Source organism: Moraxella bovis, from assembly GCF_025985205.1.
GTDB classification, from domain to species: domain Bacteria; phylum Pseudomonadota; class Gammaproteobacteria; order Pseudomonadales; family Moraxellaceae; genus Moraxella; species Moraxella bovis.
Genome location: NZ_CP087840.1, coordinates 1,141,792 through 1,159,273, shown reverse-complemented (window position 1 = coordinate 1,159,273; position 17,482 = coordinate 1,141,792). Strand labels below are relative to the sequence as shown.

Genomic DNA, 17,482 nt, shown 5'->3' with positions numbered 1-17,482 from the left:
TTAATTAAGGGCGAATGTGATTCGACCTTACACTTTAATAAAATATCAAGAATTATTTTTTGGTTTTATCCAATTGTGAAGGTTTGGCTTTTACCGTTAATGTCTTAGTCATTTTATCATGCCAGCCTTGTTTTTTATCATTGCCTTTTGCCATAATATAATTCGCCCCAAGCATTATCATTGCAGGTAGTCCTGAAATGATACTCGCCCCAATTGCATACACCACAATCAAAAACAAAGTCCGCATAAACACAAGCGTGCCAAAACTGGGTAATTTGCCTGTTTTTTCGTCCACGACACGAATACCCATGACCAGTTTGCCAAACGATTGCCCACGCATGATGATGAGCAGTAGCTGAATACCAAGCAACGCCAAAAACATAAGATTACTTATCATGACCGTAGTCTTTGACACTTTATCCACCAAACTTTGGCTATACGCTTGCAAAGCTTGATAATCTTGGGCGTGGCGTGCTATCTCATTGACATCCACCACCTGCATGAACGCCATGATGAGTGGCAACAGTGCCAAGATATACAGTGCCACATTAATGGCAAATGCCGAAAAGCGAGCCAAAATACTGGCATACTCTATCGTACCATCATCTTTTGGCACGCTTGCCATCCGCTCTTTGGTCGGACGGGTATTTGACTCAGTTCGTTTTGGTTCGTTATTCTGACTGGCGTTGGGGTCTTGTATGGGTTTACGCCCATAGAGTTCGGCAACCGATACCCGCTTTTGCTCAGGCTTGTCTTTGACAAAATCGACATTATCACCAAAGCCCCGCTGTTCGGGCTTGGCAGTGGGGGGTTTTGGGCTGGGCGGTGTTTGCACAGACGGCTGATAAGTATAGACCCCACCTGTCATCTGCCCGACCGTCTGCCACTCGCTCATGCCTGTGTGCCACATGAGGTCAGTTAGGGCAACTTCGCCCGATAGGAGCATGCGGTTTAGTTCATCTAAGCTGTAAGGCCCTGCTTGGACGTTGTTTCGTGCTAGGTAGATTTTCATGTTGTCATATCAAGGTTAAAATTTGGCTTATTTTACCACTTTTAGCCCCCCATTAGCCACAAAAAACCATGAAATTTTGTTTATACCGATCAACAAATTTTTGCCACAATAAAGCAAATCTTGCTATAATATCGCATTTGCTTATTCATTTTGATTTTTAGGGGACGGCATGCCACACACCACGCCCACAACAAAAACACCCACCACACCCCTACAAGAAGAGCTGTTTGAGCCTGCCGATTTGCCCAGCGAGCCTGATGACGACCTAAATCTCCACGACGAAGAAGACAGCTACATCTATGGCGACGCTGACGCCACCGATGAAGACACCATCGAGACCATGACGGTCTATGACCCCGATGCCGACCGTTTTGAAGACCTAGAAGAGAACTCGGGCGATAACGAAACTGTCGTCTGCTACGCCTACTCTCGTAAGACGGGTGAGCCTGTTGCTACACTCGCCATCGATGAAGTCAGTCGCCAACTGACTAACAACAGCCAATTCATCTGGCTTGGGCTACACGACCCCAGTTTTGAGACAGTCAAGGAAGTCCAAGACGCCTTTGATTTACACGAACTTGCCCTAGAAGACGCCTTTGCCGACCACCAACGCCCCAAAGTCGAAAGCTATGGCAACGACACCATTTTCGTGGTCGTGCGTACCGCCAAGCTCGAAGACAACTACATCCGCTATGGCACGACCGCCATTTTTATGGGCAAAAACTTCATCATCAGCGTACGGCGTGGGGCGTCCAACTCCTACACCCCCGTGCGTGAGCATTGCCACAGACGACCCGAGAAACTTCGCCTAGGCCCGATTTTTGTTCTGCACGCCATTTTGGACTTTATTGTCGATAACTACCTGCCGATTACCGACCGTTTGGGCAACTATTTGCGTGAGCAAGAGCGTAACATTTTCTCGTATGAGTTTAGCAAATCTACCCTAAAAAGCCTGTACGAGCTAAAATCACAACTGGTACACATGCGTGCGGTGATTCTGCCCGTCCAAGACGTGTGTAACTTTTTTATCAATCACAAAAAAAACGAGCTGGTCTCCGCCTTTCCTGCCGCTGCCAAGCCCTACTTTCGTGACGTGAACGACCACCTGCTCCGCTCCATTGATGCGGTGAACGGTCTTAACGAGATGCTCTCAGTCGCCATGGACACCTACATGGCAATGGTCACCATGGGACAGAACGACGTGGTACGAAAACTCGCCGCTTGGGCAGGTATCGCCGCCGTGCCGACTGCCGTGGCGGGGGTGTACGGCATGAACTTTGATTTCATGCCCGAACTTCATTGGAAATACGGCTATTTTATGGTCATCGGCACGGTCTTGGCAGTCTGCCTATATCTCTATCATAAATTTAGAAAGGCAGGTTGGTTATAATAATGATAATTATTTACCGCTTTGAAAATTGAAATTGGAAAATTGAAATTGGAAAATTGAAATTGGAAAATTGAAATTGGAAAATTGAAATTGGAAAATTGAAATTGAAATTGGAAAATTCCCATCCCTTTATTTGATACACGCATGAGAATCCCTGACACCACGCTCGAACGACTAAACTCATCTGCCGATTTGGTCGCCATCATCAAAAAACACACCACCCTAAAACCTGCGGGGCGTGAGTTTAAGGGGTGCTGTCCGTTTCATGGCGAAAAAAACCCGTCATTTTATGTCAATCCCCAAACCAACCTGTACTACTGTTTCGGCTGTGGCGTTAAAGGCAATCCCATCACCTTTTTGCGTGAATTTGAACGCATGACTTTCAAAGAAGCGGTCGATTATCTGTCCGAACAAACAGGCATAGAACTGCCCAAAGACGACAAATTCGCCCAAAAAATCCGCTACGCCAAAAACAAAACCCCAAACCCCAGCAGCCAAACACCCACAAAGACAAATCAAGGCAATACAGACAGCACAAACACCCACACAACCAACCAATCCACTCATCATGATAATACCACTCCGTCAGCCAATGATGATTATCCTGATTTTTCTGATAATTTTAATGAAAGTTATGGCAATGATTTTGATGCCGACTTTAACACCGACTTTGACAGCAGTTTTAATGGCGGTTATAACGACAGCTACAACAATCTCCCTTATCAAGCGGATAACACTTTTAATAGCACCAATCCACCATATCAACCCCCCCAAAATGGCGAAGGGGATTTGTACACCCTGCTGTCCGCCATCGCCCAGTTTTATCAAAACATGCTCCATCAAAACCCCACGGCAAAGGCATATTTTGTCTCACGGGGGCTAAGCGATGAGACGATAGCCACATTTGGCTTGGGCTATGCCCCGAGCGGTTGGCAACATTTGGAGCAGGCTTTTCCCCACGACATCGAAGGCTTGCGTATTCTAGGACTGGTCAGAACATCGCAAAAGGGGCGGAATTTTGACCTGCTACGAGACCGCGTGATTTTCCCCATCAAGGACAGACAGGGACGAGTGGTTGGCTTTGCAGGGCGGTCGCTGGGCGATGAGATGCCCAAATACATCAACTCATCGGAGTCGCCCGTATTTAGCAAACAGCACATCCTATATGGGCTGTACGAAGCCCGCCAAGCTAAAGCAGCAAACTATCTCATGGTGGAAGGCTACATGGACGTCATCGCCTTGCACCAAGCAGGAATTTATGGGGCAGTCGCTCCAATGGGAACGGCAGCCAATGACAAGCAAATTGCAGGGCTATTAAAATATAACGACACCCTAACACTGTGCTTTGATGGCGACACCGCAGGACAGCGAGCGGCGTGGCGAACCCTAGAAGTTGCCATGCCGGTACTGCCCGATGGTAAGACCTTAAAATTTCTCACCCTGCCTGATGGACATGACCCCGACACCTACATCAAGGCTCATGGGGCAGATGCCATGCGTGCCCAAATCACGCACGCTCAGAGCATGGCGGATTATATCCATGGCGTGCTCCAAAACCGTTATGATTTATCCTTGCCCGAAAATAAAGCCCGAGCGGTCGCTGAATTAAAAGAGCTGACCGCCAAACTGCCCAAAGGGTCAAGTTTTCGCTGGTGGCTCAATAACGACTTTTGGGCAAGACTCAGTGGTAAAAACCACAAACAAACCGCTCGGGACACCGCCAACTACCACCAAGAGACGGACAGTAGCACTCAGCTGTATCTGTGCCTACTCTACGCCCCCCACATCATCAAAGACAACCCCCTAACCACCCTACTGACCAACTCTGGCGTGGCGGATGCCCACAAGCCGTATCTGACTCACTTAGAACACCAAGGGCTGTCCGTGCCTGCCCTACCCAACTGGCAAGACATTGATACTGATTTGGCAGAGTTGGTTGGTGCCATTGACATGATTTTGGGCATGGCGGACACAGGGGTTATCGCTCAGTTTGACCTACATGACAAATCCGCACCCGCCATCGACGGCAAGGCTCATCTTATCATGGCAAGCCTGCCCAATGTGGAGCTACAACACCATCTTAGCAGGCTGTGGCGTGAGTTTTTCTATCTGAACCAACACCATTATTTGGAACAAATGGCACTGTTATTTAACGAACTTCTATGCCAACGTCTCCAAGACGTATTAAAAAAACAAGGCGAAAACGTCAAAAACATCGTGCTATCCGAGATTTATAAACGTCGCTTACAAGCACTCATCACATGGGACAGTCAGCACACCAAGGCAGACGTGGCAACACTGATAGAAAAAGGCTTCTAAACCCACCCTAGTACCCGAAGCCACGCTATGCCCACCGCCATGCCTATCATGCTCACCACCGTGGTAAATGCCAAAATGTTCGCCGCCAAGACATCATTGCCACCCATCGCCTTTGCCATAACATAGCTTGCAGCGGCGGCAGGGCTTGCCACCATGACAAACAGCACGCCAAACTGTACAGGCGGTAGGGCAAACGCCACGCCCACACCCACTGCAAGCAGTGGAGCGACAATAATCCACCCAATACTCGCCTGCATGGAGACACCCGACAGCCCCAACATAGACTTAATGTCCAGCGTCGCGCCTGCACATATCAAGGCAAGTGGCAAGGCAATGTTTGACAGTAGCTGACCTGTTTTGGCAATCGGTGTAGGCGGTAAAGGCAAGCCTACCCCCTTATAAATAAAGGCAGACACCAAGGCGATGATGAGCGGATTTTGAAAAATCTTGATGATAATATCCCGACTTTGGGCGGATAACCCCTTACTCTGGCTCGTGCGTGATAGCGTAATGACCGACAAGATATTATACAAAATCGTCAAAATCCCTATGTACACCGCCCCCACACTCGTCCCCACCGCCCCATAAGCGTTGGTTGCCACCGACAGCGAGATAATCGCCATGTTCGAGCGAAACACCCCTTGCACAAAAACGCCTTTATCACGCACGTCCTTAATGAGCATTTTGGCGTACAGTTCCGCCCCAAAAAACAGCACAAAAGTCGTTACAAACCCTGCCATGATGAGTGGCAACTGCTCGGCATAATTCACTTCACTTTTTATCACGCTAAAAAACAGTAAGCACGGCAAACCAAAATTAAAGACGATTTTGGATGCCGTATCAATAAAATTACTGTTAATCTTGCCTGATTTTCTCATATAAAAACCCAGCCCCATCAAGGCTAGGTTTGGAAAGACAATCATAAAAGCAAAACTGATGGCTTGGAGGATTTCTTGGGAGTTCATGGTAAATTCTGGTTATGATAAAATGACTTATCATAACCAAAAATTACTCAAAAATAAAGTAAAAATCTGCTCGTTATTAAAATGATGAAATTTTATAGGCATTTACCGCACTATCTTTTCCAATGTAGAAAATATAGCCATATTTCAAAATAATGGTTTCGCCATTTTGACCTTTTAATCCATGATGATAAAATCCTTTATCAACACTACAAGCGTCTTTTTCACTTTGCCAAGTCAAATCGCCACAGGTTTTAATTTCTACCCAAGTTTTGCCTTGTTTTTGTTGGGTTGTTACCTGACCTGTTAAAGCTGTACCACCACACGCCATATTAAAATAAGCATTATTATATTTTGGTACAGGGGCATCGTCTTTATCCAATAATTTTGGAAAAAATTGCAAGGTTTGTTTGGTATTTTCAAAATACAAATCTTCCAAACGAACTTCATTATACACATCAGCACAACCATCAAAATCCGCCAATATTGCTTGTTTTTGTGCGGTCATTGGTTTGGTTGTGTTTTGTGTTGGATTAACACAGCCAACCATTAAAATTGCCATTAAAAACGCATATTTTTTCATAATAATTTCCTTATTTTAACACTAATTTTATGGTATGGTTTTATGACTGTTTAAATTCACTCTCAAAAGCTGTCAAAACCTTTAAAGTTTTGCTACTGTCATGAATGGCAAAGACAATTTCATCAAAGAAATTTTTAAACTTTTCTTGTTTTAAGCAATCGTTAAATATTTTTGCCACTTGCACAGGGTCGTTTTTAAATACGCCACAACCCCACGCTCCTAATACCACAATTTTATGCCCTTGATGTTTTGCCACGCTTAATACATAATTGGCACGGCGAATTAAAGTTTCTTCAATGCTCTTTGTATCATTGGGACATCTTTGTAAATGTACGCCTGCATTGGGAGCGGGGGCGGTGATTACTGAACAAGTAAAAATATCGTCCAATAGTGTTTCTTTATTCACCCGAAAAAATGGCACGGCAGGCGAATAAATAATATGGTCGGTATAAAGCATTGATTTGTGCTTGCGGTTGATTTCATAATAATCAGGCTGGGTTAATTGGCACAAATACAGCCCAGACGAACGGCACAAATCTTCTTCTTGGGCTTTTGCCCCACTCAAAAAAACCACCGCCTGCATTTTTGGCGGACGCAAAATTTAATAAGCAAACATTGTCTTTTTGTTCTTTGACAATCAAACGATAAATTGCTTGCTTGCTGGCTACTTTCGTGCGTTACGCTTAACTTTAAATTACCATTACCAATTTGATTGTCATTGGCAAATAATTGCGCCAAGTCATCTGGGCGATATAATAAAGTATTGCTTTGGGCAAATGTTTGTTTATCCAAAAAATCAATTTCGCCTTTATCAGTTGGTAATTTGCCTGTTTGGCTGATTTGTAGGGCTTGCTGGGCGATTTGTTTGGTGTTCATTTTATTTTTCCTTATTTGAATGTAAGGTGCGTATTATGCACTATTAAAAGTGGCTAACATTTTTAAATGGTGCGTGATACACACCTGACGAATTTTTAAGAATTTTTTAATCTCTCCAATATCACTTTTGGATTGGTTTCATCTTGCCAAAAAATCAAATCACAAACTGAAAGATTGGGATAGCGTTTATGCAATGCGTCCATATTCCTATCCACAATCGCTACATTGCAGACAACGTCCAAGATTTCTTGAATGAGATTTAAGCATTCATCATCGGTTAATGTTTGCCAATTTTCAATATTAGGCGTTAATAAAATTTGGCACAAATCTTCCAATGAAATGCCTTTATAATAATTTTCAACCAAATACCAATCCACTTTCTTTTTGGCAAGGGATTGAATTTGGAATTTATATTGTTCGTCCAAAAAGTCCGTGCGTTCAAATGCTTGAATAAGCTGTGATAATTTTTCAAAATCGTTTGCCATAAGATTTTTTAAAGTATTAGGCATATAATATCACACACCATTTAAAATAAACTCTAAATGGTGCGTATTCTTATCAAAAATCCTTACTCCGCCACTTTCTCCATTCTCTTCATCTTCTTAACCGTCATCGCAAGTAAACTCACCGCCGCAGGGGTAACACCGCTGATACGGCTTGCTTGCCCTAGTGTTGCAGGGCGGACTTGGGTGAGTTTTTGCACGACTTCGTTGGATAAGCCTGACACGCCTGCATAATCAAAATCAAGCGGTAGAGCCGTGTTTTCAAGGCGTTTCATCTGCTCAATCTCATCATTTTGGCGGTCAATATAGCCTTGATATTTGACACTTATCTCAATCTGCTCGCCCACGTCATCGCCCACCGTACTGTCTGACACTTTGGCAATGTCGGCAAACGTGATATTTGGGCGTTTTAAAAGGTCAAGCAGGCTGTTTTCTTTGGTCAAAATCTCGCCTGTATTTTCCATAAAGGCTTTACCAATGGCGTTATTTGGCGTTGCCCAGATGTCTTTTAGGCGGGCGGTTTCGCTGGCGATGGACTCCATTTTTTGATTAAATTTCGCCCAGCGTTCATCGTCCACAAGCCCAAGCTCTCGCCCAATGGCAGTCAAGCGTTCATCCGCATTGTCTTCACGCAGTAAGAGGCGATGTTCGGCACGACTTGTAAACATACGGTACGGCTCTTTGGTGCCGTGAGTTATCAAATCGTCCACCAACACGCCAAGATACGCCTCGTGCCGTTGTGGTGTCCACGATGCCTTGCCAAGTGCCATGCGTCCTGCATTTAGCCCTGCCAGTAGCCCCTGCGCCGCCGCCTCTTCGTAGCCTGTCGTGCCGTTGATTTGCCCTGCAAAATACAAGCCGTCAATGGATTTGGTTTCTAGTGTGGGTTTTAGATTTTGTGGGTCAAAATAATCATATTCAATGGCGTAACCGGGGCGTGTGATGTGAGCATTTTCAAGCCCTTTCATGCTATGGATAAACTCAATTTGCACATCAAACGGCAGGCTCGTTGAGATGCCATTGGGGTATAGCTCATGCGTGGAGAAGCCCTCAGGCTCAATAAAAATCTGATGACTGTCTTTTTCGGCAAAGCGATGAATCTTATCCTCAATGCTTGGGCAATAACGGGGTCCCACCCCTTCAATCTTACCGCTAAACATGGGCGAGCGGTCAAGGTTGGCACGGATAATATCATGCGTGCGTTCGTTGGTGTGTGTGATGTAGCAGGGGATTTGGCGGGGGTGCATAGACACATCGCCCATATAGCTCATCACAGGGAGCGGTGTGTCGCCGTGTTGCACAGTCATCACGGAAAAATCCACCGTACGAGCGTCAATACGAGCAGGTGTGCCTGTTTTGAGTCGTCCAACGGGGAGCTTTAATTCACGCAAACGGTCAGCCAAGCGAATGGACGGCATATCGCCTGCCCGTCCGCCTGACTGGTGCTGTAAGCCAATGTGAATCACCCCACCCAAAAAAGTCCCCGAAGTCAGCACAATCGCACGGGTATTTAGGCGAATGCCTGTGGCTGTAACCACCGCCACCGCACGTCCATTCTCTACGATGATGTCATCCACAGGTTGCTGAAAAATCGTCAAATTTGGCTGATTTTCAAGCGTATGACGGATACTTGCCTTGTATAAAATACGGTCGGCTTGGGCTCGGGTCGCTCGCACGGCCGCCCCTTTTCGGCTGTTTAGCACCCGAAACTGAATGCCTGCCTTGTCGGTTGCGAGTGCCATTGCCCCGCCCAGTGCATCCACTTCACGCACCAGATGCGATTTACCGATACCACCAATGGCAGGATTACAGCTCATCTGCCCTAGCGTCTCAATGTTGTGCGTGATAAGTAGGGTATCTGCCCCCATGCGAGCGGACGCAAGAGCGGCCTCTGTGCCTGCGTGTCCGCCACCGATGACGATGACATCATAAGATTTGGGGTGGGTATAGAGTGTTGTCATAGTTGTTAATCTGTCTAAAAATTTAGGAAAAATTGGGGTATTATAGCAGATTTGGGGTGTATTTTGGGAAAATTGGGGAAAAATTTGAGTTTTGGTAAGGTGCGTATGACGCACCATTTGAGCAATTGAACCTAAAACAGTGCGTGGTACGCACCTTGCAGTTTTGGGCAAAAAAATAACCGCTTTATAATCAAAATAAAGCGGTTGGGCAAATCAAGGCAAACGATTGCCTTGTTTATCAATAGAAAAAGTTTCGCCGTTTAATTCAACTTCGGCGACATCATTATAAAAAGAAAAGGGTTGGTCGTATTGTATTGGAATAACAATTTTTCCTGTTTTGTCAATCATCCCCCATTTGCCATCTATTTCTACACCTGCCAAACCATCATTAAATCCAACATAAAGGCTGTCATAATTGGCAGGAATAACAATGTTTCCACTTTTATCAATAAATCCCCATTTTCCATCTATTTCCATACCTGCCAAATCTTCACTAAAATTATTAAGATAATCATATTTTATCTCAATAACCACTTTGCCTGATTTGTCAATAAACCCCCACTTGTCGTCTTGCTCAACTTTTGCCAAACCATCAACAAAAACATCAACTTCATCATAAATAAATGGAATAACCACACGATTGGATTTGTCAATAAATCCCCATTTGCCATCATTTCTCCTAACGCCTGCCAAACCTTCTGTAAAATCCAAAGCCCAATCGTACATAAAAGGGATAATGGTTTTTCCTGATTTGTCAATAAACCCCCACTTATCGTCTTGTTGAATGCCTGCCAATTGCTCATTAAAATTATAAAGATAATCATATTGCAATGGAATGATAACCTTGCCTGTTATGTCAATAAAGCCCCATTTTTCATCTTTTTGAACACCTGCCAAGCCATCTTTAAAACCCCACGCTCGGTCATATTGCAATGGAATAACCAATTTTCCAGCTTTATTAACAAAGCCGTGTTTTGCATTTGAGCCTTGTTCGTCAAACAGCCAAACTTGGGTAAGCCCTTCTTCTGATAAACAATCCACAAAATGATATTCAACTTCGGTCTGTGGTTTTTCACACCCCCACGCCTGCCCTGCCGACAGCACGCCCATCAAAATCATCATCCAGTTTTTGTTAAAGTATTTCATCTGTCGTCCTAAATTATCATCACACAAAGACAAAAAGATCTTAAAAATTAAGGTCTTTTTGGGCATCATTGGCAAGCAAAGTGTCAAGATTGGCACGAGCCTCATCGGGCATTTTGTCAAGTAACGCCTGCTTCATCAGCTCATCATTACTTGCCATTACCAAACGCACCAAAGGCAACACTTCAAAAGGCAAATCATCGACCTTTTGGGCGAAATTTGCCAAATAATACGCCCCGTCCACGTCATTATCCACCATGACCCTATCATAAACAGCACGAAAAGCCGATTCGCTCGCCCCATTATTGGCAATCAAAAGATGAATGGCTTGCAAGGCAGTATTAGGATTTTGGCAAAGGCTGATAATTTGCTCAGAAATGCTTGGCATGCTCATAAAAATACACCGCTCTCTTGTTGGATTTGCCCCAACATCTCTCGATCAACCAGTGTGGGTAATGAGTCATTAAGCTCACCACCGAGGTCGCCCACCAGCTCCATTAACGGCTTTATATCTACAGGTCGCTCCGACTCTGGCATAGCCTGCATGATTCTCACCAAATAATAAGCCGACTGTATATCCATGTCCGCACAGATTCGCTTATGGATGGCACAGATGGCATCTTTGTCAATATTTTCATATTTTATCCAATATGCCAATGCACTCAATGCCGTGTCAGGCTCTTGGCATAACTCTACAATTTCTTGGCTGTTTTTATGAATGAAACCTTCGTCTAACATTGCATCACCTTGCTACTTATCTTATTTGTGGTTATCAATAAAAATCGGTTATTTCAAATAACCGATTATCTCCATCATACTTCTGGGCTATGCTCTTCAATCAGTGGCTTTAATTCGCCTGATTGGTACATTTGTAGGATGATGTCGCTACCGCCGATGAGCTCGCCATTTACCCACAGTTGTGGGAAAGTCGGCCAGTTGGCGATCAGTGGCAAGGTGCTACGGATTTCAGGATTTTCTAGGATATTAACAAAGGCAAATGGTCTACCGATTTGGGTCAAAACTTCCACGGCACGGGCTGAAAATCCGCATTGGGGAAATTGTGGCGTGCCTTTCATATATAGTAGGACAGCATGGTCTTTGATTTGGTTTTCAATCAAGGTTTTGATTTGGGGATTGATGTCGGTCATGGGATTGCTCCGATTTGGAAAATTTGAGTTATTATGGGGGCAAATGGGGATTTTTACAAGAATTTTTTGCGTAAAAGCTCATCACTTGTCAGCACGGTCGCAAATTCGCCATGCAAATTGGCAAGGCTGATTTCATGCACAAGCTGGCTGTCAAACCGCTCGCCTGTCGCCCCCATTCTATCAAAAGTCGCTGCAGCGTCCGATACCACAAAAGTGGTGAAGCCTAGATTGCCTGCCATGCGTGCGGTCGTGGATACACAGTGATTGGTCGTAAGCCCTGCAAGAACAAGGGTGGTGATGTTCGCTTTGGTCAGTTGCTCATGTAAATCTGTGCCAATAAAACCGCTATTGACATGCTTTGTAATGACGGTCTCATGAGCTTGCGGTTTGGTCAGCTCAATCCAGTCAAAGCCTTGGTGTGTAGGGTGTAGGCGTGATTGGGGCGTGGTTGATGAATGACGAATGTGAAAAATCGGCAAACCCTGCTCTCGCCAATGGCTCAATAACTCAAAACAAACCTGCTCACAGTTTGGGTTGTTGCGATTGCCACCCCAATAGACTTCATCATAAAAACCTTGTTGTAAGTCAATGAGTAATAAGGCGGTGTTTTTGGCAATCATTTGATTTTCCTGTATTTATTGGCAACTAAATTTACAATTATATCAAGCTAAGATTTTTTAATCAATAACACCACCGCACTCGCCCAAATGCCCTCGCCACGCCCTATCCAGCCCATTTTTTCATTGGTGGTTGCCTTGATACTCACGCAGTCCACGCCTACATCAAGCACGCCCGCAATGGTCTCCCGCATGGCGGTGTTATGCGGGGCGATTTTTGGGCTCTCGCAAATGACGGTCATGTCAGCATTGCCTAGTGTGTAGCCGTGCGACTTGATAAGTTCATAGACGTGCTTTAACAAAATCTTGCTATCCGCCCCCTTGAACGCAGGGTCAGTGTCGGGAAAATGCTGTCCAATGTCGCCAAGTGCCAATGCCCCCAAAAGTGCGTCTGCCAAAGCGTGAAGTAGCACATCGCCGTCCGAATGAGCCTTAATGCCGTGCGTGTGAGGAATACGCACACCGCCAAGCGTTACAAAATCGCCTGTGGTAAAAGCATGAACATCTATGCCTTGACCGATTTTTATCATGATTGAGCCTTTTTTGGTTTGTCTTAGTTTATCTTGGTTTAGAGCAGACAAGGCTTGTAAAATAATTAGCAAGCCTTATATAATGGCAAGTTTACCACAATTTTATAACAAGAGACAATCATGACCCCTTACCGCCTATCCGATGTCGCCCAATTTCACGGCAAAAATCCCAATCAAATCAAAGTCATCGTTGGTATGTCTGGCGGTGTGGACAGCTCGGTGTCGGCTGTTTTGTTAAAAGAAGCGGGCTTTTGTGTGGAAGGCTTGTTCATGAAAAATTGGGAAGAAGATGACGGCACCGAATACTGCACCGCCATGACCGACCTAGCTGACGCTCAGGCGGTGGCGGACAAAATCGGCATACCGCTCCACACCGCCAACTTTTCAGCAGAGTATTGGGATAATGTCTTTGAGCATTTTTTGGAAGAATACAAAGCAGGTCGCACGCCCAATCCTGACATTTTGTGCAACAAAGAAGTCAAATTCAAAGCCTTTTTGGATTATGCCTTGACGCTGGGGGCGGACTACATCGCCACAGGGCATTATACTCGCCGAAGTTTTGAAGTGGACGGCAAGGCGTGCCTACTGCGTGGACTAGACACCAACAAAGACCAAAGCTATTTTTTGCATGCGGTGGGGGGCGACAAAATCGCCAAAACGCTGTTTCCTGTGGGCGAGCTTGAAAAAAGCGAAGTACGAGCGATTGCTGAGCGGTATGAGCTTGCCACCGCCAAGAAAAAAGACAGTACGGGCATTTGCTTTATTGGCGAGCGAAAGTTTAAAGACTTTTTACAAACCTACCTACCCGCCAAACAAGGCGACATCTACACCGATGACGGTGTCAAGCTAGGTAAACATGACGGCTTGATGTATTATACCATTGGGCAACGTGGGGGCATTGGCATTGGTGGGGTGGCAAATCGCCCCGATGCGCCGTGGTTTGTCTTGCATAAAGATTTGGTAAATAACCGCTTGATTGTCGGACAAGGACACGAACACCCTTATCTCATGTCCACCACCTTGACTGCTTATAAACTTGATTGGGTCGTCAATGCACCTGCCAACGGCACAAAACTCACCGCCAAAACCCGCTACCGCCAGCCTGACCAAGAATGTACCGTTTATCTTGAAAATGACACCATACGGGTAGTTTTTGACAATCCCCAACGAGCGGTAACGGCAGGACAATCGGTGGTCTTTTATGACGGTGATGTGTGTTTGGGTGGGGGTGTGATTGATTGGTGTGATGCGAAGGTGGGCTAAGGAAAAATAAAATGACATCACTTCCACAAAAAATGACGCTTGGCTTAAAATCTGCTTTATTTGATAATTTTTACAATTATGAAGACAGGGCAAGCCGATTGGAATTTTTTAGTTTTTTTATTTTTTATTGGCTATTTTTAATTGTTCTTGCTTTTATTTTAGAAAGCTTAAAATTAGATGTTGTGTTAAACAATGTCATATTGCTTGCCGTATTTACACTTTTAACCTTAGCCAAATTATCGGTCAGCAGTCGCAGATTGCACGACAGTAACTTATCTAGTTATTGGTTTATCTTAAATTTTATTCCCATCATTGGTTCATTGATATTTTTGGGGTTAATGTTTAGAAAGGGAAGTAAAGGCGAAAATCGGTTTGGTGCTATGCCATCTTTTTAATGATTGATAATTTATAGGTTGTTATATTTATCTTGTATTTAATTTTATTATTTTTGGATAGGGATTTTTTGCCATTTTGTGAGCAGTTGGGATTAAAATCGGCTTTTTAACTTTAAAGCCCCAATCTATCCCGAACGCTTTTTGAAAACCGCTTAATAACACAATCTAAATCAACTATCCCGATCAAACTACACCGCAACCCATACACAAATCAGCGTCCACAAAAACACCCATCGCCCTACCCACGCATTATGGCGAAACGCCTTAAAGCAAGCAAGTCGCTCCCTATCCTTAATCAGCCCATACTGATACACCACCATCGCCACCACAGGCAATACGCCCACCAGTGCCCAAAGCCCCATGCTTTCATAAAAATAATGCCACCAAATCAGCTCCATCAAACCCACAAAGCACGCCTGCAGTGCCATGATGATTGCTACGTCATATTTACCAAACAAAATGGCGGTGGATTTGACCCCAATTTTAACATCATCGTCCTTGTCGCACATGGCGTACATCGTATCATACGCCACCGTCCAGCACATATAGGCAACAAAGACAAGCCAGCCCCATTTATCCACCGTGCCAATGCTCGCCACATATGCCATTGGCACCGCCCAGCCAAACGCCATTGCCAAAACAACCTGTGGCAAATGCGTGTAACGCTTCATAAACGGATAAATAAAGGCAAGAAATACCGCCACCAGCGACCAATAAAACACCTGTATCGGCAAAAAAAACAGCAAACACGCCGACAATCCCGACAATCCCACAAAGGTAAAAACAGCCGTCTTGGCGGACAGTCGCCCATCTGCCAGTGGGCGGTTTTTGGTGCGTTTGACTTGCCCGTCCACCTTACGGTCAGCAAAGTCATTGATGGCACAGCCTGACGCTCGCATCAGCACCGCCCCAAGCGTAAAAATGACGATGTGAGCCATGCTCGGCAGTCGCCCCACGCCTACATTTGCCAAAAACAATGCCCACAAGGTCGGGTATAGCAAAAGCTCCGTCCCCACAGGTTTGTCAAAACGGGTCAGTTGTAGCCATGCGATGAGTTTGTCTTTAAAGGTGTAAGTGGTTGCGGTCATGATGTTAAATGGTTAATTTTTGGGGTATTTTATCATAAAGCCTTTTTTATATAACAATGAAAAATGGTTTATATTTCAAAAATCGTTATATATTCTGCCCAAACCCCAATTATTTTTAAAATAAAAAATGACAAACCAAAATTTTTTGTTAAAATAAGCTCCAAATACTTTTTTCGCGGAAAAACCATGGCAGACAGCACCGAACACCCAGCACTCACGATAGACCCACGCACGCACGTGGCGGATTTGCCTTTTATCCACTACCAAGACGACACACTATTTATTGACAACGTTAGCACCAAAACCCTAGCCCAGACCTATGGCACACCGCTTTATGTGTACAGCAAAAACGCCCTACTTGCCAATTACCGTGCCTATGTGGAGAGTTTCGTCCCCTTGTCAGACGTAAAAATTTGCTATGCCGTCAAATCCAACTCAAACCTTGCCATCCTTGCCACACTTGCCCATGCAGGGGCAGGCTTTGACATCGTGTCATCAGGCGAGCTTGCCCGCGTATTAAAAGCAGGCGGGCAGGCGGACAAAGTCGTCTATTCAGGCGTGGGCAAAACCAAAAGCGACATCGCCACCACCCTAAATGCAGGGATTGGGTGCTTTAATGTCGAAGCGGTGAGTGAGATTGAACTCATCAGCCAAGTGGCAAGCGAGCTTGGCAAGACCGCCCCCATTGCCCTGCGTATCAACCCTGATGTAGATGCCAAAACTCACCCTTATATCTCCACAGGCTTAAAAGATAACAAATTTGGTATCAGCCATGATAACGCCCTAGACGCTTATCGTTTTGCTAGCTCCCTGCCAAACCTTGACATCATCGGCATAGACTGCCATATCGGCTCACAGCTGACCGACACCCAGCCTTTTGTAGACGCTTTGGATAAAGTCATTGAGCTCATTGACGAGCTGTTCGCACAGGGCATTAGCTTACGTCATGTGGATTTGGGTGGGGGCTTGGGCGTGCGTTATACCGATGAGACCCCTGCCAGCGTGAGCGAATACGCCAACGCCCTACTGCCCAAACTTTTGACATTACAAGAAAAATACGGCTTAGGGCTACATCTAGAACCAGGGCGAAACATCTCTGCCAATGCAGGGGTACTACTCACAAATGTGGACGTACTAAAACCCACCGAACACAAAAACTTTGCCATTGTGGATGCATCCATGTGCGAACTCATGCGACCTGCCCTATATGGCTCGGTTATGGCGGTTATCCCTGCTGATTTGACCGCCACGACCGCCCCCCAAGTGTGGGACATAGTCGGCTCGGTGTGTGAGTCGAGCGACTTTTTGGCAAAAAATCGTACGCTTGCCCTAAACGTGGGCGACACTCTTGCCATCACAGGGGCAGGAGCGTATGGCTTTGTCATGGCAAGCAACTACAACACCCGCCCCAGACCTGCCGAGATTATGTGTGATGACGGCTCTCATCGGGTTGTGCGTGAGCGTGAGAGCTTAGACGATTTGTGGCGTGGCGAGAGCGTTTAATAAAAACCGACCAGTTGGTATGTTTTATAGTAACACAACCGTTTAAATCGCCATGATTTTAAATAAAATGGGAGTGCAGGGATTGGCTCTGCACACCTTGTGAAAAACAATACCATCAAGCTCACAAACACAACCTTTTAACCCAACTTTTAACTCAGTCTTAACCCATTTAACCCCACTTTAACCCAC

At 45.2% G+C, this 17,482-nt stretch carries 18 protein-coding genes; 5 read left to right on the top strand and 13 right to left on the bottom strand.

The window, feature by feature from the left end:
* Window positions 1-52: 52 nt before the first annotated feature.
* Complete coding sequence (locus LP107_RS05660) at window positions 53-1,012, bottom strand: RDD family protein (RefSeq protein ID WP_078274590.1); 960 nt, start codon at window positions 1,010-1,012, stop codon at window positions 53-55.
* 169 nt (window positions 1,013-1,181) lie between these two features.
* Here LP107_RS05660 and corA point away from each other — a divergent pair, with 169 nt between their 5' ends.
* Complete coding sequence (corA, locus tag LP107_RS05655; RefSeq protein ID WP_078274589.1) at window positions 1,182-2,402, top strand: magnesium/cobalt transporter CorA; 1,221 nt, start codon at window positions 1,182-1,184, stop codon at window positions 2,400-2,402.
* Between the two features lie 144 nt (window positions 2,403-2,546).
* On the top strand, window positions 2,547-4,721 hold the full coding sequence (dnaG, locus tag LP107_RS05650; protein WP_264675885.1) for a DNA primase: 2,175 nt from the start codon (window positions 2,547-2,549) through the stop codon (window positions 4,719-4,721).
* On the opposite strand, the gene LP107_RS05645 is transcribed toward dnaG, so the two are convergent.
* From LP107_RS05645 to ispF, 11 genes are all read right to left on the bottom strand, one after another.
* Window positions 4,718-5,671, bottom strand: a complete 954-nt coding sequence (locus tag LP107_RS05645; protein ID WP_264676335.1) for an AEC family transporter — start codon at window positions 5,669-5,671, stop codon at window positions 4,718-4,720. The genes dnaG and LP107_RS05645 overlap by 4 nt on opposite strands.
* 91 nt (window positions 5,672-5,762) lie before the next feature.
* A complete protein-coding gene (locus LP107_RS05640) occupies window positions 5,763-6,266 on the bottom strand; it encodes a hypothetical protein (protein WP_078274587.1) in 504 nt (167 codons plus the stop codon).
* Between the two features lie 40 nt (window positions 6,267-6,306).
* Complete coding sequence (locus tag LP107_RS05635) at window positions 6,307-6,831, bottom strand: TIGR02452 family protein (protein ID WP_158079672.1); 525 nt, start codon at window positions 6,829-6,831, stop codon at window positions 6,307-6,309.
* A gap of 406 nt (window positions 6,832-7,237) precedes the next feature.
* Window positions 7,238-7,627 (bottom strand): hypothetical protein, encoded by a 390-nt coding sequence (locus LP107_RS05625; RefSeq protein ID WP_143821698.1) that lies wholly within the window; start codon window positions 7,625-7,627, stop codon window positions 7,238-7,240.
* Between the two features lie 83 nt (window positions 7,628-7,710).
* On the bottom strand, window positions 7,711-9,606 hold the full coding sequence (mnmG, locus tag LP107_RS05620; protein WP_078274603.1) for a tRNA uridine-5-carboxymethylaminomethyl(34) synthesis enzyme MnmG: 1,896 nt from the start codon (window positions 9,604-9,606) through the stop codon (window positions 7,711-7,713).
* A gap of 213 nt (window positions 9,607-9,819) precedes the next feature.
* Complete coding sequence (locus LP107_RS05615) at window positions 9,820-10,752, bottom strand: WG repeat-containing protein (protein WP_264675886.1); 933 nt, start codon at window positions 10,750-10,752, stop codon at window positions 9,820-9,822.
* Window positions 10,753-10,792: 40 nt separating this feature from the next.
* Window positions 10,793-11,143, bottom strand: a complete 351-nt coding sequence (locus tag LP107_RS05610; protein ID WP_078274583.1) for a hypothetical protein — start codon at window positions 11,141-11,143, stop codon at window positions 10,793-10,795.
* Entirely contained in the window at window positions 11,140-11,487 is a 348-nt protein-coding gene (locus LP107_RS05605; protein WP_078274582.1) for a hypothetical protein, read from the bottom strand. The genes LP107_RS05610 and LP107_RS05605 overlap by 4 nt, the downstream gene beginning before the upstream one ends.
* Before the next feature lie 74 nt (window positions 11,488-11,561).
* Window positions 11,562-11,897: a Grx4 family monothiol glutaredoxin gene (gene grxD, locus LP107_RS05600; protein ID WP_036362211.1), complete on the bottom strand. Its 336-nt coding sequence runs from the start codon at window positions 11,895-11,897 to the stop codon at window positions 11,562-11,564.
* A 53-nt stretch (window positions 11,898-11,950) separates the two neighbouring features.
* Window positions 11,951-12,517 carry a cysteine hydrolase family protein gene (locus LP107_RS05595; RefSeq protein ID WP_112742376.1) on the bottom strand — a complete coding sequence of 189 codons (567 nt, stop codon included), beginning with the start codon at window positions 12,515-12,517 and terminating at the stop codon, window positions 11,951-11,953.
* Window positions 12,518-12,564: 47 nt separating this feature from the next.
* A complete protein-coding gene (gene ispF / locus LP107_RS05590; RefSeq protein WP_112742825.1) occupies window positions 12,565-13,044 on the bottom strand; it encodes a 2-C-methyl-D-erythritol 2,4-cyclodiphosphate synthase in 480 nt (159 codons plus the stop codon).
* Window positions 13,045-13,164: 120 nt separating this feature from the next.
* Here ispF and mnmA point away from each other — a divergent pair, with 120 nt between their 5' ends.
* A complete protein-coding gene (gene mnmA, locus LP107_RS05585; protein ID WP_112742377.1) occupies window positions 13,165-14,307 on the top strand; it encodes a tRNA 2-thiouridine(34) synthase MnmA in 1,143 nt (380 codons plus the stop codon).
* Between the two features lie 11 nt (window positions 14,308-14,318).
* The gene (locus LP107_RS05580) at window positions 14,319-14,702 is read left to right on the top strand and encodes a DUF805 domain-containing protein (protein ID WP_115005207.1); all 384 of its coding nucleotides are present in this window, start codon (window positions 14,319-14,321) and stop codon (window positions 14,700-14,702) included.
* Between the two features lie 188 nt (window positions 14,703-14,890).
* Here the strand turns inward: LP107_RS05580 and ubiA are convergent, their stop codons facing one another.
* Complete coding sequence (gene ubiA / locus LP107_RS05575) at window positions 14,891-15,790, bottom strand: 4-hydroxybenzoate octaprenyltransferase (RefSeq protein WP_112742379.1); 900 nt, start codon at window positions 15,788-15,790, stop codon at window positions 14,891-14,893.
* Between the two features lie 186 nt (window positions 15,791-15,976).
* On the opposite strand from ubiA, the gene lysA reads away from it, so the two are divergent.
* Window positions 15,977-17,293 carry a diaminopimelate decarboxylase gene (lysA, locus tag LP107_RS05570; RefSeq protein ID WP_112742826.1) on the top strand — a complete coding sequence of 439 codons (1,317 nt, stop codon included), beginning with the start codon at window positions 15,977-15,979 and terminating at the stop codon, window positions 17,291-17,293.
* The last annotated feature ends 189 nt before the right edge of the window (window positions 17,294-17,482 follow it).

Excerpts from the sequence above, each read along its gene's own strand:
- LP107_RS05610 (WP_078274583.1), bottom strand. The coding sequence starts at position 11,143 with ATGAGCATGCCAAGCATTTCTGAGCAAATTATCAGCCTTTGCCAAAAT.
- mnmA (WP_112742377.1), top strand. The coding sequence starts at position 13,165 with ATGACCCCTTACCGCCTATCCGATGTCGCCCAATTTCACGGCAAAAAT.
- lysA (WP_112742826.1), top strand. The coding sequence starts at position 15,977 with ATGGCAGACAGCACCGAACACCCAGCACTCACGATAGACCCACGCACG.
- LP107_RS05625 (WP_143821698.1), bottom strand. The coding sequence starts at position 7,627 with ATGGCAAACGATTTTGAAAAATTATCACAGCTTATTCAAGCATTTGAA.
- dnaG (WP_264675885.1), top strand. The coding sequence starts at position 2,547 with ATGAGAATCCCTGACACCACGCTCGAACGACTAAACTCATCTGCCGAT.
- grxD (WP_036362211.1), bottom strand. The coding sequence starts at position 11,897 with ATGACCGACATCAATCCCCAAATCAAAACCTTGATTGAAAACCAAATC.
- ubiA (WP_112742379.1), bottom strand. The coding sequence starts at position 15,790 with ATGACCGCAACCACTTACACCTTTAAAGACAAACTCATCGCATGGCTA.
- LP107_RS05595 (WP_112742376.1), bottom strand. The coding sequence starts at position 12,517 with ATGATTGCCAAAAACACCGCCTTATTACTCATTGACTTACAACAAGGT.
- LP107_RS05580 (WP_115005207.1), top strand. The coding sequence starts at position 14,319 with ATGACATCACTTCCACAAAAAATGACGCTTGGCTTAAAATCTGCTTTA.
- LP107_RS05605 (WP_078274582.1), bottom strand. The coding sequence starts at position 11,487 with ATGTTAGACGAAGGTTTCATTCATAAAAACAGCCAAGAAATTGTAGAG.
- mnmG (WP_078274603.1), bottom strand. The coding sequence starts at position 9,606 with ATGACAACACTCTATACCCACCCCAAATCTTATGATGTCATCGTCATC.
- LP107_RS05640 (WP_078274587.1), bottom strand. The coding sequence starts at position 6,266 with ATGAAAAAATATGCGTTTTTAATGGCAATTTTAATGGTTGGCTGTGTT.
- LP107_RS05660 (WP_078274590.1), bottom strand. The coding sequence starts at position 1,012 with ATGAAAATCTACCTAGCACGAAACAACGTCCAAGCAGGGCCTTACAGC.
- ispF (WP_112742825.1), bottom strand. The coding sequence starts at position 13,044 with ATGATAAAAATCGGTCAAGGCATAGATGTTCATGCTTTTACCACAGGC.
- LP107_RS05615 (WP_264675886.1), bottom strand. The coding sequence starts at position 10,752 with ATGAAATACTTTAACAAAAACTGGATGATGATTTTGATGGGCGTGCTG.
- corA (WP_078274589.1), top strand. The coding sequence starts at position 1,182 with ATGCCACACACCACGCCCACAACAAAAACACCCACCACACCCCTACAA.